Source organism: Comamonas sp. MYb69 (assembly GCF_037479315.1).
Taxonomy (GTDB): Bacteria; Pseudomonadota; Gammaproteobacteria; order Burkholderiales; family Burkholderiaceae_C; genus Comamonas.
Genome location: NZ_JBBGZG010000008.1, coordinates 159,911 through 184,006 on the forward strand (window position 1 = coordinate 159,911; position 24,096 = coordinate 184,006).

The 24,096-nt window shown below is 63.1% G+C and carries 15 protein-coding genes and 4 tRNA genes; 3 read left to right on the forward strand and 16 right to left on the reverse strand.

Annotation, left to right across the window (positions count from 1 at the left end):
• Positions 1-2: 2 nt before the first annotated feature.
• The 10 genes from WH303_RS13115 to WH303_RS13160 form a co-directional block, all read right to left on the reverse strand.
• Positions 3-78: transfer RNA gene (locus WH303_RS13115), tRNA-Gly, on the reverse strand.
• Positions 79-128: 50 nt separating this feature from the next.
• Positions 129-202 (reverse strand) — tRNA-Cys (locus WH303_RS13120).
• A 40-nt stretch (positions 203-242) separates the two neighbouring features.
• Positions 243-318 (reverse strand) — tRNA-Gly (locus tag WH303_RS13125).
• Between the two features lie 138 nt (positions 319-456).
• A complete protein-coding gene (gene lon / locus WH303_RS13130; RefSeq protein ID WP_021027441.1) occupies positions 457-2,916 on the reverse strand; it encodes an endopeptidase La in 2,460 nt (819 codons plus the stop codon).
• 197 nt (positions 2,917-3,113) lie between these two features.
• The gene (gene clpX / locus WH303_RS13135; RefSeq protein ID WP_021027442.1) at positions 3,114-4,385 is read right to left on the reverse strand and encodes an ATP-dependent Clp protease ATP-binding subunit ClpX; all 1,272 of its coding nucleotides are present in this window, start codon (positions 4,383-4,385) and stop codon (positions 3,114-3,116) included.
• Between the two features lie 101 nt (positions 4,386-4,486).
• Complete coding sequence (clpP, locus tag WH303_RS13140; RefSeq protein WP_021027443.1) at positions 4,487-5,095, reverse strand: ATP-dependent Clp endopeptidase proteolytic subunit ClpP; 609 nt, start codon at positions 5,093-5,095, stop codon at positions 4,487-4,489.
• Positions 5,096-5,248: 153 nt separating this feature from the next.
• The gene (tig, locus tag WH303_RS13145; protein WP_021027444.1) at positions 5,249-6,562 is read right to left on the reverse strand and encodes a trigger factor; all 1,314 of its coding nucleotides are present in this window, start codon (positions 6,560-6,562) and stop codon (positions 5,249-5,251) included.
• A gap of 490 nt (positions 6,563-7,052) precedes the next feature.
• A tRNA-Leu gene (locus WH303_RS13150) sits at positions 7,053-7,139 on the reverse strand.
• A 133-nt stretch (positions 7,140-7,272) separates the two neighbouring features.
• Entirely contained in the window at positions 7,273-10,518 is a 3,246-nt protein-coding gene (locus WH303_RS13155; RefSeq protein WP_339519014.1) for an efflux RND transporter permease subunit, read from the reverse strand.
• Positions 10,519-10,527: 9 nt separating this feature from the next.
• Positions 10,528-11,730, reverse strand: a complete 1,203-nt coding sequence (locus WH303_RS13160) for an efflux RND transporter periplasmic adaptor subunit (RefSeq protein ID WP_339519016.1) — start codon at positions 11,728-11,730, stop codon at positions 10,528-10,530.
• A 205-nt stretch (positions 11,731-11,935) separates the two neighbouring features.
• Here WH303_RS13160 and hpnC point away from each other — a divergent pair, with 205 nt between their 5' ends.
• Positions 11,936-12,826 carry a squalene synthase HpnC gene (gene hpnC, locus WH303_RS13165; RefSeq protein WP_445228283.1) on the forward strand — a complete coding sequence of 297 codons (891 nt, stop codon included), beginning with the start codon at positions 11,936-11,938 and terminating at the stop codon, positions 12,824-12,826.
• A gap of 164 nt (positions 12,827-12,990) precedes the next feature.
• Here the strand turns inward: hpnC and WH303_RS13170 are convergent, their stop codons facing one another.
• The 5 genes from WH303_RS13170 to WH303_RS13190 all read right to left on the reverse strand — a co-directional run bounded on the left by WH303_RS13170 (position 12,991) and on the right by WH303_RS13190 (position 19,406).
• Positions 12,991-14,538, reverse strand: a complete 1,548-nt coding sequence (locus WH303_RS13170; RefSeq protein WP_339519018.1) for a DegQ family serine endoprotease — start codon at positions 14,536-14,538, stop codon at positions 12,991-12,993.
• A 92-nt stretch (positions 14,539-14,630) separates the two neighbouring features.
• Entirely contained in the window at positions 14,631-16,280 is a 1,650-nt protein-coding gene (locus tag WH303_RS13175) for a thiamine pyrophosphate-binding protein (protein ID WP_339519020.1), read from the reverse strand.
• A gap of 7 nt (positions 16,281-16,287) precedes the next feature.
• Positions 16,288-17,256, reverse strand: a complete 969-nt coding sequence (locus tag WH303_RS13180; protein ID WP_339519021.1) for a Bug family tripartite tricarboxylate transporter substrate binding protein — start codon at positions 17,254-17,256, stop codon at positions 16,288-16,290.
• Between the two features lie 132 nt (positions 17,257-17,388).
• Positions 17,389-18,726, reverse strand: a complete 1,338-nt coding sequence (locus WH303_RS13185) for an ATP-binding protein (protein ID WP_339519023.1) — start codon at positions 18,724-18,726, stop codon at positions 17,389-17,391.
• Positions 18,723-19,406, reverse strand: a complete 684-nt coding sequence (locus WH303_RS13190; RefSeq protein WP_339519025.1) for a response regulator — start codon at positions 19,404-19,406, stop codon at positions 18,723-18,725. Before WH303_RS13190 ends, WH303_RS13185 begins: the two co-directional genes overlap by 4 nt.
• A 578-nt stretch (positions 19,407-19,984) precedes the next feature.
• On the opposite strand from WH303_RS13190, the gene hpnD reads away from it, so the two are divergent.
• On the forward strand, positions 19,985-20,827 hold the full coding sequence (gene hpnD, locus WH303_RS13195; protein WP_021027453.1) for a presqualene diphosphate synthase HpnD: 843 nt from the start codon (positions 19,985-19,987) through the stop codon (positions 20,825-20,827).
• Between the two features lies 1 nt (position 20,828).
• Positions 20,829-22,145 (forward strand): hydroxysqualene dehydroxylase HpnE, encoded by a 1,317-nt coding sequence (hpnE, locus tag WH303_RS13200; RefSeq protein ID WP_339519029.1) that lies wholly within the window; start codon positions 20,829-20,831, stop codon positions 22,143-22,145.
• Positions 22,146-22,152: 7 nt separating this feature from the next.
• Here hpnE and WH303_RS13205 read toward each other — a convergent pair whose 3' ends face one another.
• Positions 22,153-23,088, reverse strand: a complete 936-nt coding sequence (locus WH303_RS13205; protein WP_339519031.1) for a LysR family transcriptional regulator — start codon at positions 23,086-23,088, stop codon at positions 22,153-22,155.
• Positions 23,089-24,096 lie beyond the last annotated feature (1,008 nt).

The following is a 24,096-nucleotide window of genomic DNA, read 5'->3' on the forward strand; positions in this document are numbered from 1 at the left end:
TATGGAGCGGGAAAACGGGTTCGAACCGTCGACCTATACCTTGGCAAGGTATCGCTCTACCAACTGAGCTATTCCCGCATACATTGTTCGTTTCACCACGAACCCAAAACGTACTGACAAGCATGTCCTGGAGGCGCGAACCAGAGTCGAACTGGTCTAACCGGATTTGCAATCCGGGGCATAACCGCTTTGCTATCGCGCCATGGATTGTTGCCATGCTGAAACCATCAACACAGCCAATTTGGAGCGGGAAAACGGGTTCGAACCGTCGACCTATACCTTGGCAAGGTATCGCTCTACCAACTGAGCTATTCCCGCGTATCCGCTTTACCGGAAGTCCGCTATTATATACCGGGCTCCGCGATGGTATGCATTGTAACGCATATTTTTTGGTCTTTTTGGCAAACCGGCCCGTTTTTGATGACGGGCCGGTTTTCCGTGCAGAGCAGCAGCCGATCAGTGCTTGACCGCACGCGAGCGGCGCGCAGGTGCCGCCTTGGCGGCAGTCGCTGCCACAGCCACGGCAGGCACCACGGGCACCGGCTCGGCGGCAGGCGCATCGCTGTCGCTCAAGGGCGTGGGTTTGACTTCCAGCGCCACTTCCAGCACCTTGTCGATCCAGCGCACCGGCACGATCTCCAGACCGCTCTTGACGTTGTCGGGGATCTCGGCAAGGTCCTTGACGTTCTCTTCCGGGATCATCACAGTCTTGATGCCACCGCGCAGCGCAGCCAGCAGCTTTTCCTTCAAGCCACCGATGGCGGTGACTTCACCGCGCAAGGTGATCTCGCCGGTCATCGCCACATCGGCACGCACGGGGATGCCGGTCAGCACCGACACCAGCGCCGTCGTCATCGCGGCACCAGCGCTGGGGCCATCCTTGGGGGTGGCGCCATCGGGCACGTGGATGTGGATGTCGCGCTTTTCGAACACGTCATCGCGGATGCCCAGCGAACGGGCCCGGCTGCGCACCACGGTGCGGGCCGCTTCGACCGATTCCTTCATCACATCGCCCAGCGAGCCGGTGCGGTTGATGACGCCCTTGCCAGGCATGGCAGCCGCTTCAATGGTCAGCAGATCGCCGCCCACCTCGGTCCAGGCCAGGCCCACGACCTGGCCGACCTGGTTCTTCTGCTCGGCATGGCCATAGCTGAACTTGCGCACACCCAGGTAGTCGGGCAGGTTGTCGGCCGTCACCTGCACCGGTGCCTGTGCCTTGCCCAGCTGGATGTTCTTGACCACCTTGCGGCAGATCTTGGACAGCTCACGCTCGAGCGAACGCACACCGGCTTCGCGGGTGTAGTAGCGCACGATGTCGCGCACGGCGTCCTCGCGCAGCTCGAGCTCACCGGCCTTGACGCCGTTGTTCTCGATCTGCTTGGGCAGCAGGTAGCGCATCGCGATATTGGTCTTCTCGTCCTCGGTGTAACCGGCCAGGCGGATCACTTCCATCCGGTCCAGCAAGGCGGGCGGGATGTTCATCGAGTTCGAGGTAGCGACAAACATCACATCGCTGAGGTCGAAGTCGACTTCCACATAGTGGTCGCCAAACTTGCTGTTCTGCTCGGGGTCGAGCACCTCGAGCAGCGCGCTGGATGGGTCACCGCGGAAGTCCATGCCCAGCTTGTCGATTTCATCGAGCAGGAACAGCGGATTGCGCGTGCCGACCTTGGACAGGTTCTGCAGCACCTTGCCCGGCATCGCGCCGATGTAGGTACGGCGGTGACCCCGGATCTCGGCCTCATCACGCATGCCGCCCAGCGCCATGCGCACATACTTGCGCCCGGTGGCCTTGGCGATCGACTGGCCCAGCGAGGTCTTGCCTACGCCAGGAGGGCCGACCAGGCACAGGATGGGTGCCTTGACCTTGTCCACGCGCTGCTGCACCGCGAGGTACTCAAGAATGCGGTCCTTGACCTTGTCGAGGCCATAGTGGTCTTCGTTGAGCACATCCTCGGCGACGACCAGGTCCTTCTTGACCTTGGTCTTCTTGCCCCAGGGCAGGTTCACCAGCGTTTCGATGTAGTTGCGCACCACCGAGGCCTCGGCCGACATCGGCGACATCAGCTTGAGCTTCTTGAGCTCGCCCTCGGCCTTCTTGCGCGCATCCTGCGTCATCTTGGCCAGCTTGATCTTCTTTTCCAGGTCTTCCAGGTCGGCGCCGTCTTCGCCCTCGCCCAGCTCCTTCTGGATGGCCTTGACCTGCTCGTTCAGGTAGAAGTCGCGCTGGCTCTTTTCCATCTGCTTTTTGACGCGGCCACGGATCTTCTTGTCGACATTGAGGATGTCGACTTCGCGCTCGAGCTGGTCGTAGAGGTTTTCCAGGCGGTCCTGCACCTTTTGCAGCTCCAGCACGGCCTGCTTGTTCTCGAGCTTGAGCGGCAGGTGGGCAGCGATGGTGTCGGCCAGGCGGCCTGCGTCATCGATGCCGGAGATGGAGGTCAGGATCTCGGATGGGATCTTCTTGTTGAGCTTGACGTACTGGTCAAACTGCTGCATCACAGCGCGGCGCAGCGCCTCGATCTCGCTGGCCTTGTCGGCGCTGTCGCCGGGCTCCACGGGCACGATCTGCGCGGTGAAGTAGTCCTCGCCTTCGGCGATTTCCTGCACCTGGGCACGCTGCACGCCTTCGACCAGCACCTTGACGGTGCCATCGGGCAGCTTGAGCATCTGCAGGATGGTCGAGACGCAGCCGACGCTGAACATGTCGTTGACCGTCGGATCGTCCTTGGCGGCCGTCTTCTGGGCCACCAGCATGATCTTGCGGTCGCCTTCCATCGCCGTCTCCAGCGCCTTGATGCTCTTGGGGCGGCCGACGAACAGCGGGATCACCATGTGCGGAAAAACGACCACGTCCCGCAGCGGGAGCATGGGCAATTCCAGGGGGTGGGAGGATTGGGTTTGGTTGTCGGACATGAAAATCCTTTTGAAACTTGTACGAAGATGATTCGTAAAAGCGATATTTCAACCCTTGGCCATGAAAAACCAGGGGCCAGGGCGGGTGCAGGCCAGCAAATGCACCCTCAAGCCCATGGGACACAGCCCGGCGGCGCCAAGCGGTCCTCGTAAAACACCGATGGCAGAGCCCCAGCGGTCTCTGCCATCGCAGCCTGTCAGGCCTTTTTCGCCGCTTCCCGGTACACCAGGAGGGGCGGCTTGCCTTCGTTGATCGTCGCCTCTTCGACCACGACCTTGGCCACGTTGTCGGTGGTGGGCAGGTCAAACATGGTCGTCATCAGCGACTGCTCCAGTATCGAGCGCAGCCCCCGGGCGCCGGTCTTGCGGGCCAGCGCCTTCTTGGCAATGGCGGTCAAGGCATCCGGGCGCACTTCCAGCTCCACGCCTTCCATGCCCAGCAGCTTGTTGTACTGCTTGACCAGCGCATTCTTGGGCTGGGTCAGGATCTGCACCAGCGCGTCTTCCGACAGCTCGGCCAGCGCAGTGACCACCGGCAGACGCCCCACCAGCTCGGGGATGATGCCGAACTTGATCAGGTCTTCGGGCTCGATGTCGCGGAAGGCCTCGGAGATAGAGCGCTGCTGCTTGCTCTTGACGGTGGCACCAAAACCGATGCCCGAGGCCTCGGAGCGGTTCTCGATGACCTTCTCCAGCCCGGCAAAGGCGCCGCCGCAGATGAACAGGATATTGGTCGTGTCGACCTGCAGGAAATCCTGGTTCGGGTGCTTGCGGCCGCCCTGGGGCGGGATCGAGGCCATCGTGCCTTCGATCAGCTTGAGCAGCGCCTGCTGCACGCCTTCGCCCGATACGTCGCGGGTGATCGAGGGGTTGTCAGCCTTGCGGGTGATCTTGTCGATTTCGTCGATGTAGACAATGCCGCGCTGGGCCCGCTCCACATCGTAGTTGCAGCTTTGCAGCAGCTTTTGCACGATGTTCTCGACGTCCTCGCCGACATAGCCCGCTTCCGTCAACGTGGTGGCGTCAGCCATCACAAAGGGCACGTTCAGCTGGCGGGCCAGGGTCTGGGCGAGCAAGGTCTTGCCAGAGCCGGTGGGGCCGATCAGCAAGATATTGCTCTTGGCCAGCTCCACATCGTCCTTGCCGGCCTTGTCCTTGTGCGCCAGGCGCTTGTAGTGGTTGTACACCGCCACGGCCAGGGTGCGTTTGGCGGGATCCTGACCGATGACATAGTTGTCCAGGGTGGCCTTGATCTCGGCCGGTGTCGGCAGATCATTGCCCTTGGCCTTCTCGCCCTCCTTGCCTTCTGCTGCCACTTCGTCGCGCACGATGTCATTGCAGAGGTTGATGCACTCATCGCAGATGAACACGGACGGTCCGGCAATGAGTTTCTTCACCTCGTGCTGGCTCTTGCCGCAGAAGGAGCAGTACAGGGTTTTTTCGCTGGATGAGCCTTTTTTCTCGGCCATGGGGGCAATGCCTTCAATCGAATCTATGTGGAAACAATGATAACCAACTACAAAGCGGCCTCAACCGGTAGGGTTGCGGCCGCTTCACCGGAAAAGCCTACTTATGGGCGCTTTTCTACCACAGTATCGACCAAACCGTACTCCTGGGCTTCTGGTGCCGTCATGAAGTAGTCGCGCTCGGTATCGGCCTTGACCTTGTCATAAGGCTGGCCGGTGCGGTCTGCCAGGATGCGGTTCATCTGCTCCTTGGTGCGGATGATGTCGCGGGCATGGATTTCGATGTCCGTGGCCTGGCCACGGGCGCCGCCCAGCACCTGGTGGATCATGATCTTGGAGTTGGGCAGCGAGTAGCGCTTACCCTTCTCGCCAGCGGCCAGCAGGAAAGCGCCCATGCTGGCAGCAAAGCCCAGGCACATGGTCGAGACCTGCGGCTTGATGAACTGCATCGTGTCATAGATGGCCATGCCGGCCGTCACGCTGCCGCCAGGCGAGTTGATGTAGAGCGAAATCTCCTTGTCGGGGTTTTCGCTTTCCAGGAACAGCAGCTGGGCCACCACCAGGTTGGCGGTCTGGTCATTGACTTCACCGACCAGAAAAATCACGCGGTCCTTGAGCAGGCGCGAGTAAATGTCAAACGAGCGCTCACCACGGCCCGATTGCTCGATCACCATCGGGATCAAACCCAAGTTCTGAATATCTTGTGCGCTCATTACATCTCCGTTCAGGATTGGTGGAAGCTAGCGTCAATGCACTATGACTGCGCTAACTGTACCCCAATAAAATGGGGCCTGCGCCCAAAAGCACAAGCCCCTGATTTTGGCTGGCAAGCGCTGGCGGCCATGGCCGCCCAGCGCACCTGGCTATCAGCCTTGTTGACCCATCAGTTCGTCGAAGGACACGGTCTTGTCGCTGACCTTGGCCTTGCCCAGCACGAATTCGGTCACGTTGTTTTCGATCACAACGGCTTCGACTTCGGCCAGACGCTGGCGGTCACCAAAGTACCAACGCACGACGTCTTCTGGCTTCTCGTAGCTCGATGCCAGCTCGTCGATGTGGGCCTTGATTTGCTCAGGCGTGGCTTCCAGCTTGTTGGCCTTGACCAGCTCGGCCACCACCAGGCCCAGGCGCACGCGGCGCTCGGCTTGGGGCAGGAACACGTCAGCAGGGATTTCCGCCTTTTCAGCGTCCTTGATGCCGCGTTGCTTGAGCTCTTCACGGGCGCCTTCGAGCAGACGGCCGACTTCGGCGTCGATGCTCGCCTTGGGCAGGTCCAGTTCAGCCTTGGACACCAGGGCTTCCATCACGGCTTGCTTGTTGCGCGACTGAACGCGGAACTTGACTTCACGCTCCAGGTTCTTCTTGATGTCAGCGCGCAGGCCTTCGACGGAGCCGTCAGCAATGCCCAGGGACTTGGCCAGTGCTTCGTTCACTTCGGGCAGGTTGGCCGCTTCCACCTTCTTGACGGTCACCAGGAAGTCGGCGGTCTTGCCAGCCACTTCCTTGCCGTGGTAGTCCTCTGGGAATGCCAGGGGGAAAGTCTTGGATTCGCCGGTCTTCATGCCGCGCACGGCGTCTTCGAATTCCTTGAGCATCTGGCCTTCGCCGATCAGGAACTGGAAGGCTTCAGCCTTGCCGCCAGCAAAGGGTTCGCCGTCGATCTTGCCTTCGAAGTCCACGGTCACGCGGTCGCCGTCCACGGCAGCCGTGTCGGCTGGGCGCTGGGCGAAAGTGCGACGCTGCTTGCGCAGGATGTCGATGGTCTTTTCGATGGCAGCGTCGTCCACGTCGGCAGCCAGCTTCTCGACTTCAGCGGAAGCCAGGTCACCGATCTTGACTTCGGGGAACACTTCGAACACGGCGTCAAATGCCAGCTCACCCTCAGGTGCGCCTTCTTTTTCAGTGATCTTGGGCTGACCGGCCACGCGCAGCTCGGCTTCGTTGGCGGCCTTGGCAAATGCCTCGCCGACCTTCTCGTTGAGCACTTCGTACTGCACGGAATAGCCATAGCGCTGTGCCACCACGTTCATCGGCACCTTACCTGGACGGAAGCCGTCCATCTTCACGGTGCGGGCCAGGCGCTTGAGGCGGCTGTCCACTTCGGTTTGCACGGATGCGAGAGGCAAGCTCAGCGAAATTTTGCGCTCGAGCTTTTCAAGGGTTTCAACATTCACTGCCATGGTTAATCCTAGTTAGGCACGAACCCTTCCGGCCACGGTGTGCAAACGCCATTCAAGCCAGCCTGCAAGCGGCAAAGCTTGCGTCCGATGCGAGGACTGTCCGTGTCACATCGGGGATGGCATCAACGGGGATTGGCACCGTTTTACAACCTGGGGTCCCAGTAGATAGGCGACTGGCCCTAAGCCCAGCACACCCAAAAATCAAACGATGACAGCGCATTCAGTAGCAAGCAACACCTGGCGTGACGCGGCAAAAACCAGCGTTGTCACGAAAGCGGTGCAGCGCAAGGCGCCATCGACCGAAACCGAACATTATATATAAAGCCAGCTCTTTTCTTGGCTGCCAATACCGTCTTGCTGCAGGGTCAGAACCCGGATGCGGGCAGCCGCCAATGCAAATCACCAAGAAAAAAGCCGAATCTCCTGCGGGAAATTCGGCTCACATTCAGCAAAAAAGCAGACGGCGCTTATACCTTCTGCTATTAAATTTTGGTGCGCGGGGGGGGACTCGAACCCCCACACCATTGCTGGCGTCAGGACCTAAACCTGGTGCGTCTACCAATTTCGCCACCCGCGCGGTTGCGGCTGCAGCCAGCTTGTGAGCCAACCCGCCTGTTTTAGGTCAATCCAAGATTCTAATGCAAGCCATTGGCGCCTTGGGCAAACCGGGGCAAAAACTGCCCGCGCCATGGCCTGGCATCGCAGGCCGCTCAAACCGCCGCCGACAGTGGCACCTCGCTGTGCTCCTTCTTCACGCGGAACCAGGCCGCATACATCGCCGGCAGCGCCAGCAAGGTCAGCACCGTGGCAACGACCAGGCCTCCCATGATGGCCACAGCCATCGGCCCCCAGAAGATGCTGCGCGAGAGCGGAATCATCGCCAGCACGGCAGCAGCGGCGGTCAGTGCAATTGGGCGCAGCCGGTGGGTGGCGGCCTCGACAATCGCATCCCAGGTCGAGAGGCCCGCCGCATGGTTGGCCTCGATCTGGTCGATCAGGATCACCGAGTTGCGCTGGATCATGCCCATCAGTGCGATCACGCCCAGCAAGGCGACAAAGCCAAAGGGCCGGTTCAGCAGCAGCAAGGCCGCCGTCACGCCCGCGATGCCCAGGAAGCCGGTGATATAGACCAGCACCGAGCGGCTGAAGCTGTGCAGCTGCAGCATCAACAGGGTAAAGACAATGAACACCATGATCGGCATGCCTGCCATGATCGAGTCCGAGCCCTTGGCGCTCTCCTCCACCGCACCGGCAATCTCGATGCGGTACTGGTTCAGGCCCTTGTCGGCCCAGCCCTGCTGCAGCTTTTGCAGATCGGGCCAGAGCTTTTGCGTGACGGTTGGGCCTTGCAGGCCGGCAGCCACATCGCCTTGTACGGTGATCGCATACTCCCGCCCCTGGCGCCAGAGAATGCCCGGCTCCCAGACAAAGCTGGGCTTGGCAATCTGCGACAGCAAGATGGCCTGACCACTGCTCGAGGCCACATAGGCATTGCCCACGTCGGTCACGGCCTGGCGCTCGTCCACCGGCTGGCGCAGCACCATGTCGATCAGCTTGTCGCCTTCGCGGAACTGGCCAATGGTGTTGCCCGACAGCTGGGTGCGCGTGGCCTGGGCAATGCTCTGGTTGCTCACACCCAGCGCACGCGCCTTGCTCTGGTCCACCTCCAGGCGCAGCACCTTGATGGACTCGTTCCAGTTGTCGTTCACACCGCGCATATCGGGCGATGCCTCCAGCTTGGCACGCACTTCGCTCGCCAGCGTGCGCAGCAGTTGGGGGTCCTGGCCCATCACGCGGAACTGCACCGGGTAGGGCACCGGCGGGCCGCTGGGCAGCAGCTTGACGCGGGCGCGCACCTCCGGGAACTCCTGGGCCAGCAAGGTCGGCAGCCGCTTCATCAGGCTGTCGCGATCGGCCAGGTTGTGGGGCAGCAGGATCAGCTGCGACACATTGGACTGCGGGAAGATCTGGTCCAGCGGCAGGTAAAAGCGCGGCACGCCCGAGCCGATCCAGGAGGTGACGGACTCGATGCCGTCCTGCGCCTGCATGCGCTGCTCGATGCGCCGCGTCACCTCTTCGTTGGCGGCCATGCTCGATCCCTCCGGCAGCCAGACATCCATCAGGATCTCGGTGCGGTTGGAATCGGGGAAGAACTGCTGCTGGACCCGGCTCATGCCAAACAGGCCCAGCGCAAACACCAGCACCGTGGCGCCAATCGTCAGCCAGCGGTGCTCCACGCACCAGGAGACAGTGCGGCGGAAGCGGTTGTAGAAGGGGGTGTCGAACATCGCATGCTCGCCGCCCTCACCACCCTCACTCTCTTGCGGCGCATGCCTGGGCTTCTTCAGGAACACGGTGCCCAGGTAAGGCACAAAGTAGACCGAGGCCACCCAGCTGATGACCAGCGCAATCACGGTCACCGCAAAGATCGCAAAGGTGTACTCGCCGGTGGTGGACTTGGCGATGCCAATCGGCATAAAGCCCGCTGCCGTGATCAAGGTGCCCGTCAGCATCGGCTTGGCGGTGATGTCATAGGCGGCAGTGGCCGCGCTCAGCTTGTCATAGCCCTCTTCCATCTTGCGCACCATCATCTCGACCGCAATGATGGCGTCGTCCACCAACAGGCCCAGCGCAATGATCAGCGAGCCCAGCGAGACCTTGTGCAGGCCAATGCCCCAGTACCACATCGCCAGGAAGGTGGCGCAAAGCACCAGCGGAATGGTGATGCCCACCACCAGCCCGGGGCGCGGATCCAGGGTGATGCGGCGCCACAGCGGGTCCTTGCCCTTGCGGATATGCATGCCCAGGCTCACAAAGCTCACGGCCAGCACAATCACCACCGCCTCGATCAGCACGCGCACAAACTCGTTGACCGAAGTGGACACGGCCTTGGGCTGGTCCTGCACGTTCTCCAGGCTCAGGCCGGCCGGCAAGGTGGGCACAATCTTGTCCACCGCCTCATGCAGGTGCTTGCCCAGCGCAATCACATCGCCACCCTTGCGCATCGAGATGCCCAGGGCCACCGTGGGCTGGCCCTGGAAATGCACCTTGGTCTTGGCCGGGTCCAGGTAGCTGCGGTAGATATCGGCGATATCGCCCAGCTTGAGCTGGTTGCCGTTGGGCCCCCGGATCGGCATGGCCTTGACGTCGTCGAGCTGGCGGAACTCGCCCGTCACCTCGACCTGCACCCGGTCGGCGCCGGCCTGCACCTCGCCACCGCTTTGCACCGCATTTTGCTGGCCGAGCTGGGCAATGACCTGGTTCATGTCCAGCCCCAGTTGGGCCAGCTTGCTGCGCGAGATCTCGATATAGAGCTTCTCGTCCTGCACGCCAAAGAGTTCGACCTTGGCGACATCCTTCACCCGCAGCAGGCTCTGGCGCACGCTGTCGGCATATTCCTTGAGTTCGGCGTAGCTATAGCCCTCGCCCTGCAGCGCATAGATCACGCCGTAGACATCGCCAAAGTCATCGTTGTAGAAGGGGCCGAGCACACCCTGGGGCAAGCTGGCGCGCATATCGCCCACCTTTTTGCGCACGGCCAGCCAGGTCTGCGGCACATCCTGCGGGCGCGTGTCTTCGCGCAGGTTCAGGATGACCAGCATCTCGCCGGGCTTGGAGTAGCTGACGATCTTGTCGGCATTGGGCACGTCCTGCAAGGTGCGCTCGACCTTGTCGGTCACCTGCTCGGCCATCTGCTGCGCGGTGGCCCCCGGCCATGCGGCCGAGACCACCATCGCACGGAAGGTGAACGGCGGGTCCTCGTCCTGGCCCAGCTGAAAATACGCGCCGATGCCCAGCACCAGCAGCATGATCAGCAGGTAGCGCGTCAGCGGCACATGCTGCAGCGCCCAGCGCGAGAGGTTGAAGCCCTTGCTGCTGCTGTGCTTTTCGCCATCGGGCTCGGGGGCCGACGCGGGCGTTGCAGCGCCTTGCGGCGTGTTCGGAGGTGTTTGCATGGCCACCTCTTACTGCTTGGCTGCAGGAGCCGCAGCATCCGCAGCAGCGGGTGCATTGACCACCGGTGCATCGGGCTGCGTTTGCGCAGGCGCTGCAGCGGCGTACTTGGACTGGAACACCGTCACCTTCTGGCCAGCATTGAGCACATGCACGCCGGCAATCACCACCTGCTGCCCCGCCTGCAGACCGCTTTGGATCACGGCGTCATTGCCGTCCATGCGCGCCACGGCCACTGCCTGGGCTTGCACGGTGGAGCTGGCCGGGTCAAACACCCAGACCTGGCTGCTGCCGCCCTTGTCCCACAGCGCCGACAAAGGCAGCTTGATCACCTCGCTCGCCTTGTCCGCACCGGCAGGGCGCTCGGGCGGCACCACGGTCACGGTGGCGCCCAGCTTGGGCAGCACATCATTGGGCGCCGCATCCAGCGAGGCCTTGACCTGGTAGGTGCGCGTGGCAGCATCGGCGCTGGCCGCTACCTCGCGGATATGGGCGCCCAGCAACTGCTCCTCGGGCCAGACCTTGACCTGCACCGGCTGGCCGGGCTTGAGCTGGGCAATGCGGTCCTCGGGCACGGCAAACACGGCATCGCGCGCGCCATCCTTGGCCACCCGCAGCACCGGGGTGCCGGCAGACACGACCTGGCCGGGCTCCACATTCACGGCGGTCACGACGCCCGCCACATCGGACACCAGGCGGGTATAGGCCGTCTGGTTGCTTTGGCTGGCCGCATTGGCCTTGGCCTGGTCGAGCTGGGCCTGGGCCGATTTCAGCGCTGCCGCATGGCGCTCCATCTCCGCAGCGCTGATGAAATTCTTGTCCCGCAGTTCCTTGAAGCGGCGGTAGTTCGCCGCTTCCAAGTCACGCTGCGTGGTCGCTGCCTGCACCTGGGCCTGCGCGCCTTGCGCGGCCAGCGCGTAATCGGCGCCATCCAACTGCGCCAGCAACTGCCCGGGCTTGATGGCCTGGCCCAGCTCCACGTTGCGGCTGAGCACCTTGCCGGCCACCCGAAAGCCCAGCTGCGCCTCGGTGCGGGCGCGGATATCACCGGCAAACGCCGTCTGCGCCTGCAGCGGCGCCGCGCCCACCGTTTGCAGCTTGACCGCCCGGATCGGCTCGGGCGGGGATTCCTGGCGTGAACAGGCCGCCAAGGTGGCGATGGACAGCAGCAGCACTGCGGCACGCGCACTGGGCGCTCGAAGAGGTAGGAACATGGTGTGCATGCGGGCGGTGAGGCCAAGATGACCCTGGCCCGGCAGATGAAAAAGAGGGGAACGAACCAAGGACCCTCAGCACAACACCCGGACGCGCGCTGTGCCGAAGGCCCTTAATGACCAAACGGTCACTAATCTAGACAGTTCGCTCCCGGCTGTCAATGCTTGGCAGCCACACCCTGTGGGATGCGCTAGCATCGGCGCTGTGAAAGATTCCACGCCCTCCCCTTCTGCGCCTATCGGCTCGTCAACGCCGGCCGTGGCCACGCCCGTCACCCACTACGAGAATTTTCCGGTGGCCTCCTGGCTGTGCCCACCGGCGCTGCGCCCGCCCATTGCCGCCATCTACCACTTTGCGCGCACGGCCGATGACATTGCCGACGAGGGCGACGCCGATGCCCCCGCCCGCCTGGCCGAGCTGCAGGCCTACCGCGATGCGCTCGCCCATATCGCCCAGGGCAAACCGCCGCAGGAGCGCTGGCAGGCCGTGTTTGCGCCGCTGCAGGCAGCCATCCAACAGTGGCAGCTGCCGGTGGCGCTGCTCGATGATTTGATCAGTGCCTTTATGCAGGACATCGACAAGACCGCCCAAGGCGCGCGCTATGCCGACCGCAGCGAGCTGCTCGACTACTGCCGCCGCTCGGCCAACCCAGTGGGCCGCTTGCTGCTGCATCTGTATGGCGTGAACGATGCCCCGTCCCTCGCCCAGAGCGACGCCATCTGCAGCGCGCTGCAGCTGATCAACTTCTGGCAGGACTTGAGCGTGGATATTCTGCGCGGCCGCTACTACCTCAATGATGCCGACTGCCAGGCCGCCGGTATCACCACGGCCGCCATGCAGCAGCGCCAGGACAGCCCGGCGCTGCGCCAGCTGGTGATGCAGCAAGCCGCCTGGGCGCGCCGCCTGATGGAAGAAGGCGCGCCGCTGGTGCACCGCGTGCCCGGCCGCGCCGGCTGGGAACTGCGCCTGGTCGTGCAAGGGGGCTTGCGCATTCTGGACAAAGTAGAGGCGCTGCAAGGCCAGAGCCTGTGGCAGCGCCGCACCATTGGCAAGGGCGATGTGCCGCTGATGCTGTGGCGCGCCTGGCGCATGTAAGCCGCTATCCGCCCGAACAAAAAAAAGGCCGAATCCTGCGATCCGGCCTAAAGGGGTTATGGGAACCCCCGAGGAGAGTGTTTACGGGCCTTGCGGCCAGGCGGCTCAGTGCTCAGCCATCCTTTGCCCAAGTGGGGAATGTGTTTGACATGGTCTAGCCTTTCTTAACCCAGCTGCACGGGTACAAAAATCTTCTGGCCATTGCGCTCGATCAGCAGCGCCACCGACTTGTCGGACTGGGCGACCTGCTTGCGCAGATCCTCAATCCCGTTCACCGCCGCACCGTTGACGGACAGCACCACGTCACCGGGTTGCACGCCGGCCAGCGCTGCAGGCCCGGCCGCTTGCTCAACGATCAAGCCCTGCTGGCTGCCGCTGGCCTGCTTTTCCTGGGGCGTCAGCTCGCGCAGCGCCAGGCCCAGCTTGCCCTTACCGACCTTCTCATTGCCCGCCACCTGCTCGCCCTTGCTGACATTGCCGCCCAGGGTGGCCTGCAAGGTGGTGGCCTTGCCGCCGCGCCAGACTTGCAGCTCGGCCTGGGTGCCTGGGCGCGCTGTGGCAATGGCCGCAGGCAGGTCGTTGGACGAGACAATCGCCTGGCCGTTGTAGCCGGTGATCACATCGCCGGGCTGCAGGCCGGCCTTGTCGGCAGGGCCGCCCTTTTCCACACTGGCCACCAAGGCGCCTTCGGGCTTGGGCAGCCTGAAGGAATCGGCAAAGGCCTGGTTGACCTCCTGGATCACGACCCCCAGGCGCGCATGGTCGACCTTGCCGTGCGAGACGATCTGGTCCTTGATGTTGACCGCCAGGTCGATCGGGATCGCAAAGGACAGGCCCTGGTAGCCGCCGCTCTTGCTGTAGATCTGCGAGTTGATGCCGACCACCTCGCCCCGCGCATTGATCAGCGGGCCACCGGAATTGCCGGGGTTGATCGCCACATCGGTCTGGATAAAGGGCACCGAGCTGTCATCGGGCAGCGCGCGGCCCTTGGCACTGACGACACCGGCGGTCACCGAGTTCTCGAAGCCAAAGGGCGAGCCAATGGCCAGCACCCATTCGCCTTGCTGGATGGCCTTGGAGTCACCGATCTTGGCAACGGGCAAATCCTTGGCGTCGATCTTGATGACGGCGATATCGGTCTTGGGGTCCGAGCCCAGCACCTTGGCCTTGAACTCGCGCCGGTCGGTGAGCTTGACCGTCACCGTCTTGGCGCCCTTGACCACGTGGGCATTGGTCAGGATGGTGCCATCGGGGCTGATGATAAAGCCCGAGCCTTCGCCGGCCATCGGCACCTCTTGCGGCACCTGGCGGCCAAAGCCGCGCGGCATGCCTTGCTGGGGCACGCCAAAGCCGAACTGGCGGAAGAACTGCAGCATCGGGTCATTGGGGTCGATCTGCTGGCCCCGGTTGGCCGAGGGTGCGGCATCGGCATCGTCACCGTCGTCCTCATCGTCCGAGACCTTGCGCGTGCCGCGCACACTGATATTGACCACTGCAGGCCCGGCCTGCTGGGTGATGGCGCTGAAATTGGGCAGGCTCACCATGGGCGCGGAAGCCGGCGCCGCTTGCGCCATGACCGCAGGCGCGCCCTGGGCATGGGCGCTCCACTGCACATGCTGCAGCGCAGAGGCACCCACGCCGCCCAACACCCCTGCCGTCAGCAAGGCAGCTACCAGTTTGCGCGAACCGAGTTGAAAAGAAGGAACAGACATTTTGTACTCCTGAATACCACTTGCATGAGGCCGATGGAGCTAATGTGCCTGCCCAGACTTAGAGGAAACTTAGACGCGCATCACTTTCGGCCTCAAGACTTTTGGTAGGGGAAATACGGCGGTGCCTCGCCAATGGCCAGCATATCGACCTCCAGCAATGCCAGCCCGGGTTGGCTCGCCAGCTGCGCCACCGCCTCTGCCAAGCCATGGGCCTGGCTGAGCTTGCGGTAGGCGATGCCGGCCGACTGGGCCAGCAGCGCAAAGTCCGGCGGTGCCAGATCGCCATAGACGCGCCGGCCGCCAAAGTTCGCATCCTGCATGTGCTTGATGACGCCGTAGCCGGCGTCATTCATGACGATGAACAGCATGTCCAGCCGCTCCTGCATCGCGGTCCAGAGCTCGCAGACATTCATCATGAAGCCGGCATCGCCGCTCAGCACCACGGTCTTGGCACCTTCAGCGGCAAAGGCCGCGCCGATCCCCAGCGGCAGGCCCTGGCCAATGCCGGCGCCCACCGGGTGCATGGCATCGCGGGGGCCATAGACCTCGAACAAACGGTTGCCCCAGGTCGAGTTGGCCACGGTGATATCACGGGCCCAGACGGCATTGCGCGGCAGCTGGCTTCTGAGCTGCTCGGCAAAGCCGGCATAGGGCCCCAGCGTGGCGGCAAAGGCCTGGCGCGCGCGCTGCTTCATACCGGCAAATTGCGCGCGGTAGCCGGGCTCGGCCTGGTAATTGCCCAGCGCCACCACCAGGCGTTCGAGCACATCGCGGGCATCGCCACAGACAAACTGCGCGCAGTCATAGCTGCGCCCTTCGGCGGCGGGGTCCAGGTCGATCTGCACCCGCAGGCCGGGCAAGGCCAGGCTTTGGTCCACGGTCTCCTGGCCGCGCAGCCGCGAGCCCACCACGAGCATCAGATCCACGGTCTTGTAGAAGTCAATCACCTCCGGCGCGCCGGTGCCGTTGAGGCCGCCCAGATTGCAAGGGTGGTCCTCGGGCACGATGCCGCGCCCGGCCCAGCTCGATGCCATGCCAAAGCCCCTGTCCAGCAGCTGCTGCAGCGCTGCGCCGCCATCGATGGCGCCGCGCCCCACCCAGAGCATGGGCCGCCGCGCAGCCCGCACGCGCTCGGCCAGCTGCGCAATCTCGGCATCGCTGGCCCGGGGGCGCGCGGGCAGGGGCGGCAGCGCCAGGCTTGTGCCCGCATCGGCCTGCGGCATAGGCTGCTTTTGCACATCGATCGGAATCTCGATGCTGACCGGCCCCATCGGCGCCGTCAGCGCCTCGCTGGCTGCCTGCTGCAAGATGCGCAGCGCGTCTTCGGCCCGCTCAATGCGGTAGCTGGCCTTGCAGACCGATTGCAGCATGCCCAGCTGGTCGCGCACATTGTGGGTGGCGCCGGTGTCGCGCCCCAGAAACTTGCGCGGCACCTGGCCGGTGATATGCAAAAGCGGGCTGGAGGCAAACGAGGCCTCCAGCAAGCCCGACACGGTATTGGCCGCGCCCGGCCCGGTGCTGGAGACCAGCACGCCCAGCTTGCCGCTGCGCCGGGCATAGCCATCGGCCATATGCGACGCGCCCATCTCGCCGCGCGTCATCACCACACGGATGCCGCCCTGGCGCGCGATGCCGTCCATGATGGGGATGTTGTGCACGGAGATGATGCCAAAGACTAGCTCGGTACCGATGGCGTGCAGGAACTGGGCGACCAGGTCGCCGATATTGAAGGTGTGTGACATGGTGGTGTTACTGGCTGGCCTGAACGTCCGGGGCCAATGGCTTGAAGAAGGCGTAGTCACTGGCAATGCGTTTTTTCAGATCAGCGGTGCTGACCGGGTCGATCGCATAGCCCGAGCGCTCCATATCGGCGACAAAGCGGGCATCGGCCAGGATTTTCTGGTTGGCCTGGGCCAGCGCCTCAACCACCTCGGGCGCGGTCTTAGCCGGTGCCAAGAGGCCAATCCAGCCTTCGAAATTGAAGTCGGGGTAGCCGGACTCGGCCATCGTCGGCGTCTGGGGCAGCTGCGGGTTGCGCTGCGGCGATGTCAGCGCCAGCGCGCGCACGCTGCCGCCCTGCACCTGGGTGACCGCCGTCGTGTTCAGGTCAAACAGGATGGAGACGCGGTTGGCCATCAGCTCGGCCATGGCCGGCGCATTGCCCTTGAAAGGCACATGCGTCATCGTGATGCCCGCGTACTTGGCCAGCAGCACACCCGAGAGGTGGTTGGACGAGCCATTGCCCGCTGAGGCATACGTCAGCTGGCCGGGATGGGCCTTGCCAAAGGCCAGCAGCTCCTGCAGCGATTTGAACGGCGACTGCGCGCCCACCAGCAGCACATTGGTGTACTTGACGACCGACCCGATCGGCGAAAAATCGGCCACCGGGTCAAAGCTGGTGCTGGTCACCGCCGGCGTGATGCTGATCGTGGGGCTGGCCACAAAGTACAGGGTGTAGCCATTGGGCGCTGCGTTTTTGACCGCATTGGCGGCCAGGGTGCCGCTGGCGCCCGCCTTGTTCTCGACAATCACGCTCTGGCCCAGCAGCTCGGAGAGCTTTTGCCCGTACTGCCGCGCCACGATATCGACCGAGCCGCCCGGTGAATAACCCACCACCAGCTTGATGGGCTGCTGCGGATAGGCCTTGGGCTGGGCCTGCGCTGCAGCGCCCCACACCCCCAACAGCGCTGCGCTGAGCGCGATGCTCCACGGGTTCATGCCGGTCTCCTAAAGGTTCTTGTGCGCTCCTTTATCCCTTAGCTACCGATAGCCCCCTCCCCCTGCTAACCCTAGAAGTTCGCAGATTGAATAAGCTGATATTTACAACGAATCAGTTTGCGCCGTGTGGGCTCAGAAAATCACCCGCACCCGCAGGCCACCCAAGCTGGGAGACGCATCCAGAACCAGCTGCGCACCGTGCTGGCGTGCCACCGCGCTGACAATGGCCAGCCCCAGCCCGCTGCCATGCGCAGCGGTGCCGGGCACGCGGTAGAAGCGGTCCAGCACCCGCTCGCGCTCTTCGGGGGCGATACCGGGCCCGCTGTCTTCAACGCTGAGCACACGCTGGCCTTCGGCATCGGCGTACCAGCGGCACAGTACCTGGCCACCTGCGGGGGTGTAGCGCAGCGCGTTTTCCAGCAGATTGCGCAGCAGCAGGCCGAGCGCATCGGCCTGGCCCTGCACGGGCTCCAGGGTCTCGTCCAGCTGGTGCTGCAAGGTCAAGCCGGCCTGCTGGGCCAGCGGCTGCAGCTCATCGACCGCCATCCCGCACAGCGCAGCCACCGCGACTGGCTGCGCAGGCGCTGCCTGCATCTGCCCGGCCTCCTGGCGGGCCAGGTGCAGCAGCTGCTCGACCATGCGCGTGGCCCGGTCAATGCCTGCCATCACCCGCTCGCTGGCCACACGGCGCGCGGCATCATCGGGCGCGCGGGCCAGGCCCTGCACCTGCAGCCGCAGCGCCGCCAGCGGTGTACGCAGCTCATGGGCGGCGTCGCCCACAAAGCGCTGCAGCGCATCAAAGGCCGCCTGCAAGCGCGCCAGCAGCAGGTTCATCTCCTGCACCAGGGGCTGCACTTCCAGCGGCAGATCGGCATCGGCCAGCGGAGACAAATCATCGGCCTGGCGCGCCGCCAGCTGCTCGCGGGTGCGCGCCAACGGCGCCAAGGTATGGGCCACCACCCACCACACCACCAACATGATCAGCGGGGCCAGCAGCAGCACCGGCACGATGGAGCGCAGGGCCACATTGCCGGCCATCTGGCCGCGCGATGCGGCCTCTTGCGCCACCTGGATCACCTGGGTCGGCGTCTGCAGCGCATAGATGCGAAAGGCCACGCCATGCGCCCGCGCATCGCTGAAACCCAGCACGGCGACCTGGGGCAGCAAGCGCGAGTTGCTGGAGCGGTAGAGCATGATGCCGTCGGAGCGCCAGATCTGCACGATCATGTCCTGCGCCTTGGCCTGCGGATCGGCCAGCGCATCAGACGCAACTTCGGACGCCAAGCCCGCCGACAGCGCCAGCGCAATGCGCTGCATCTGCACATCGAACAGCGCCTCGGTCTCCGCCCGCGCCGTGCGGTAGATGCTGACAGCCTGCAGGCCCGCAGCCACCACCACCACAGCCAGCAGCGCCCAGATGAGCCGCGCGCGCAGCGAAAAAGGCCGCCCCGTCCACAGCGCATGGCTCAAGGTGCCACCCCGCTTGGCAGCGACTCGACCGGCACCAGGTAGCCCAGGCCGCGCACATTCTGGATCAGATCGGCGCCCAGCTTTTTGCGCACGCCGTGGATGTAGACTTCAACCGCATTGCTGCTGATGTCATCGCGCCAGGAGTAGAGCTTTTCTTCCAGCTGCGCGCGGGAGAGCACGCGGCCGGGCCGGGCGATCAAGGGCTCGAGCACCGCCCATTCACGGGCCGACAGCTGCACCGGCTGGCCGGCCACAAAGGCCTCGCGCGAGGCGGGCACCAGGCGCACCTGGCCCCAGCAGTACTCGGGTTCGGCCCGGCCGCTGGCACGGCGCAGCAGCGCCCGGATACGCGCCAGCAGCTCATCGAGGTCATAGGGTTTGATGATGTAGTCGTCGGCACCGGCGTCGAGCCCCGCCACCCGCTCGGCAATGGCATCACGCGCGGTGGCCACCAGCACCGGAATGCGGACCTGGCGCGCGCGCATCTCGCTCAGCACCTGCAGCCCGTCCACCTTGGGCAGGCCCAGGTCCAGCAGCACCAGGTCGTAGCCGGCCGTCGCCAGCGCCGTCTGCGCCATCGCCCCGTCTTTGACCCAATCGACCGCCCAGGATTCGGCACGCAGTGCATCGAGCACCACTTCGCCAATCATCTGATCATCTTCTACCAGGAGTATGCGCATGGCAGCATTATGCAAGCGGCCCGTCACGCGATGGCTCAGAGGCCCAGAAGGAAAACGGGCTGAACCCCTCAATGGTGTTCAGCCCGTACCCGCTAGATCCACGACAGAAAGATCCGCCACAGGCACCCCGTCAATCGTGGTGCCTGCAGCGTCCCTCCGCACATGCCGCCGTCAGTGTGGAAACCCGGACTTGTTGTTGGCTTTGGTCCTGGTGCCCGGGCGGCATGTATCTCCCCTTGTGCTCAATGGCGACCGCGATTATATGGAGGGCGACATGTCAATACCCAACAACTATTGCAACAAAAGACTTCGATACGCCCTCCCGTCGACCGACGCCTGCATGCCATAACACCAAAGATCTTTGAATTTATTTATATTTTTTCCTTTGATCAGCAGCCCCAGTCACCCCAGCAGGCATTGTCAACAAAGCTGTGCAAGCGCTCACCCCCGCCATCGGGGCAGTGCAGCCCGGTTTGCGCGGTCATGCAGAGGAGCCTGGCAAGGCGCCGTGATGACTTGCATCTCTGTCGCTGGGGTAATCCTCCCGGGCCTCCGGCCCATGGGACAATACGGCGCTTATGACCACGCCCCAGCAGTATGTTCAAAACAAGGCCGCAGCCTCAGGCAGCAGCTTTTACTATGCCTTTCTCTTCCTGCCTAAAGACCGGCGTGCAGCGATCACCGCCTTCTACGCCTTTTGCAGAGAGGTCGACGATGTCGTCGACGAGGTGAGCGACCCGGGCGTGGCGGCCACCAAGCTGGCCTGGTGGCAGAGCGAAGTGCGCAAGAGCTTTGCCGGCCAGCCCAGCCACCCGGTGATGCAGGCGCTGATGCCCCATGCCAGCGCCTTCTCCATCCAGGCCGAGCACCTGCTGGCGGTGATCGAGGGCTGCCAGATGGACCTGGAGCAAACCCGTTATCTGGATTTTCCCGGCCTGCAGCGCTACTGCCACCTGGTGGCAGGCGTGGTGGGCGAGGTGGCGGCCCGCATCTTTGGCCAGACCAGCCCGCAAACCACGCAGTACGCCCACAAGCTGGGCCTGGCGTTCCAGCTCACCAACATCATCCGCGATGTGGGCGAGGACGCGATGCGCGGCCGCATCTACCTGCCCGTCAATGAGCTCCAGCAGTTCGATGTCAAGGCGCATGAGATTCTCAACCGCAAGTACTCGGAGCGCTTCGAAGCGCTGATGCGCTTTCAGGCCCAGCGCGCCCACCAGCTCTATGACGAGGCGCTGGCCCTGCTGCCGCAGGCCGATTACCGCGCGCAAAAGCCCGGGCTGATGATGGCCAGCATCTACCGCACCTTGCTGCGCGAGATCGAGCAGGACAAGTTCCAGGTGCTGCACCAGCGCGTGAGCCTGACCCCTCTGCGCAAGCTCTGGCTGGCCTGGCGCATGCAAGCACTGGGCCGCATGTAACGTGGCCCGCAGCCAACGTATCGCCGTGATCGGCGGCGGCTGGGCTGGCATGGCCGCCGCCGTTGAGCTCGCCGCGGTCAGCGCCCACCAGGTCACGGTCTGGGAATCCTCCGCCCACTGGGGCGGCCGCGCGCGCGGCCTGGCCTTGGCCTTGCCCGGCGGCGACGAGATCACCGTCGACAACGGCCAGCACATTCTGATTGGCGCCTACACCGCCTGCCGCGCGCTGATGGAGCGCGTGGGCGTCAGCACCGATGCGTCCTTTATCAAGCGGCCACTGGCCATGCGCTACCCCGATGGCCGGGGCATTCAGTTTCCCGATACTGCGCCGCCCTGGGATGCGCTGATCGGCATTGCCACGGCCAGGGGCTGGTCACTGGTCGAACGCCTGCAACTGCTGCGCCGCGCTGCCGCCTGGCAACGCCAGGGTTTTCGCTGCGCACCGCAGGCCAGCGTGGCCGATCTCTGCGCCGGTCTGCCCCAGCGCCTGCTGGCGGAGTTTTTTGACCCGCTGTGCATCTCGGCGCTGAACACGCCCCTGCACCAGGCCAGCGGCCAGGTCTTTCTGCGCGTGCTGCAAGACAGCCTGTTTGCCACACACAAAGGCTCGCATTTCTGGCTGCCGCTGGTGGACCTGGGCCGGCTCTTCCCCGATGCCGCCGCCAGCTGGCTGCAAGCCCGGGGCCATGACTGCCACCTGAGCGGGCGGGTGCAGCAGCTGGCCAGGTCCGATTCCGGCTGGCGGGTCAACGGACAGCGCTATGACCAGGTGCTGCTGGCCTGCCCGGCCTGGGAGGCCGCGCGTCTGGTGCAAGCGGCCTTTGCAGATTCATCAGCGCCCGAGCAGGCAGAGGCCCAGGCCTGGGCGGACGACGCCCAGCGCCTGGCACACACCGCCATTGCCACCGTCTACGCCTGGAACCCGGCCCCCAACGCCCAAGGCCACAGCCTGGCCGCGCCCTGGCTGGCGCTGGAGAGCAGCCCCCAGCAGCCCGCGCAGTTTGTGTTTGACCGCGCCCAGCTGGGCGACCCGGCGGGCCTCTTGGCCTTTGTCATCAGCACCAGCCATGGCGACCGCGCCGAGATCGAGCAGCAGGTCATCGCCCAGGCGCAGGCCCAGTTGGGCCTGGCCTTGCAGCCCCTCAAAACCATTGTGGAAAAGCGCGCCACCTTTGCCTGCACGCCTGGCCTGCAGCGCCCCGGCATGCTGATTGCACCCGGTCTGCTGGCCTGCGGCGACTATATCGACGGGCCCTACCCCGCGACCTTGGAAGGCGCCGTGCGCAGCGGCATCGCCGCCGCCCACGCGCTGGCCTGACCCTTCCTCAAGCAGCGCCTTCTGGCTGGCGCCAGGGAGCGCCCTGCGCAAAATGCGCCATCACCCAGTCGCGCCAGGCGCTGGATGCGGCACTGCGCCACTGGCTGGAAGGCCGCACCAGGTAGATGCCGGCATCGGCCTGCAGCTGCCACTGCGGCAGCACCTCCTGCAGATGGCCCGCTGCCACCTCGGGGCCCAGCAACCAGTCGCCACCCGCCATGATGCCCAGCCCTTGGCGCGCGGCGACCAGCAAGGCCTCGTTGTCATTGCTCACCATGCTGGCGCGGATGCTGACCGTGCAGGATTCCCCCACGCGCGAGAACTGCCACTGCGGGTAGCTGCGCAGCCCGGTAAAGCCCAGACAGCGGTGGCTGGCCAGGTCCTGCGGCGTTTGCGGCCAGCCTTGCGCGGCCAGGTAGCTGGGCGCGGCACAGACCAGGCGCCGGTGGTCACACAGCCGGGTCGCCACCAGGCTGCTGTCGGCCAGCGAGCCGATGCGGATCGCCGCATCAAAACGCTCGCCAATGATGTCGACAAAGCGCTCGGCATACTCCACATCCAGCACCACCTGCGGGTGGGCCTTGGCAAACCCCGCCACCATGGGGCTGAGCCAGCGCCGCCCCATGCTGGCCGGTAGCGACAGCCGCAGCGACCCACACACAACAGCTGCGGCCTCGCTGGCCTGGCGCTGGGCCTGGTCCAGCAAGGCCATGGCCTCGCGCACCTGGGCCACAAAATGCTGGCCCTCGCTGGTAAACCGCAGTTGGCGCGTGGACCGCTCCAGCAACCGAATCCCCAGCCGTGCCTCCAGCGCACTCAGCCGGCGCGACAGCACCGTCGGGTGGCGCTGCAGCTGCGCGGCCGCTGCAACAAACGAGCCGGCATCAAACACCGCCAGCAAGGCGCTGAGTTCATCGGCGTGTTGGCTGTCGAGCAGGGGCATGGTGGTGGGGCGGAGTGGGCATTGGCAGGACTATAGGGCAGAGATCTGCATGCGCGCCATTGGTTCGGAGTGATGTTCTCGACACTTTGCGTGTCAGCGACCTATGTGCATCGGATTATTCGCAAGCTGCTATCTTCGCCACTCAACCGAATGCAACAATCATTTTAGACGCATCGCTACAGTTCACTTCTAAAAAATATATAAAAAACTAAAATAGAAGAAATGATGTAATTTATTAAAAACACTATTTTCATCCCGTTTATATAATAAATATTATATCCATGATTATATGGCAAGTAAAATAACAAGACAATCTAAAAAGCATTTAGGATTACTGATATTGACAATTATAAATACTTCAGAAAATATACATAGATGAAAGCAAATAAATCACCATCGGAAGAATTCTCATCTTTCAGCTTCCCAAGCTCACCACTAAGTCTGAAATCGCCACGAATATACAATCCTTTTATTTAGATTCATATATAGTTTCACATGAGGAAGCACGAAAAACGAACTAATTTATGAAGCTTTATTAAAATATGTAAAAACAACAAACACCGTCAGCAAGAAAGGTAAAAGATAACTTATGTAAAATATCTTCCTATATCCATCTTTGAAGAATATTTTATAGCCATGCTCATATATCATACACATCTGCAGAATGATTAAAAAATAATTCCAATGAGTTCCCCTCGAGATTCAATGACATTAGCGCAAATAAATAAACAAAATGCCAAATCACCTATTATTGCATATAGTTTCATTAGCCACCCCTAAGTTTTATGCTACTTCAAAATATGCACGCACTTACCCGGAGCGTGAGCCACCCTATTTTATTCAAACATAGGCTAATATAGAAATGTACAAAGTCACCATTAATGGAATAATATATATTATTAGAAATAAAATCTTGCTGCTTTGATTTTTCATAAAAACTTTGTATCCATGCTCATATACCATGGACAATTGCAGCGCGACAAAGAAAAAAATCGCTATAGATTTATC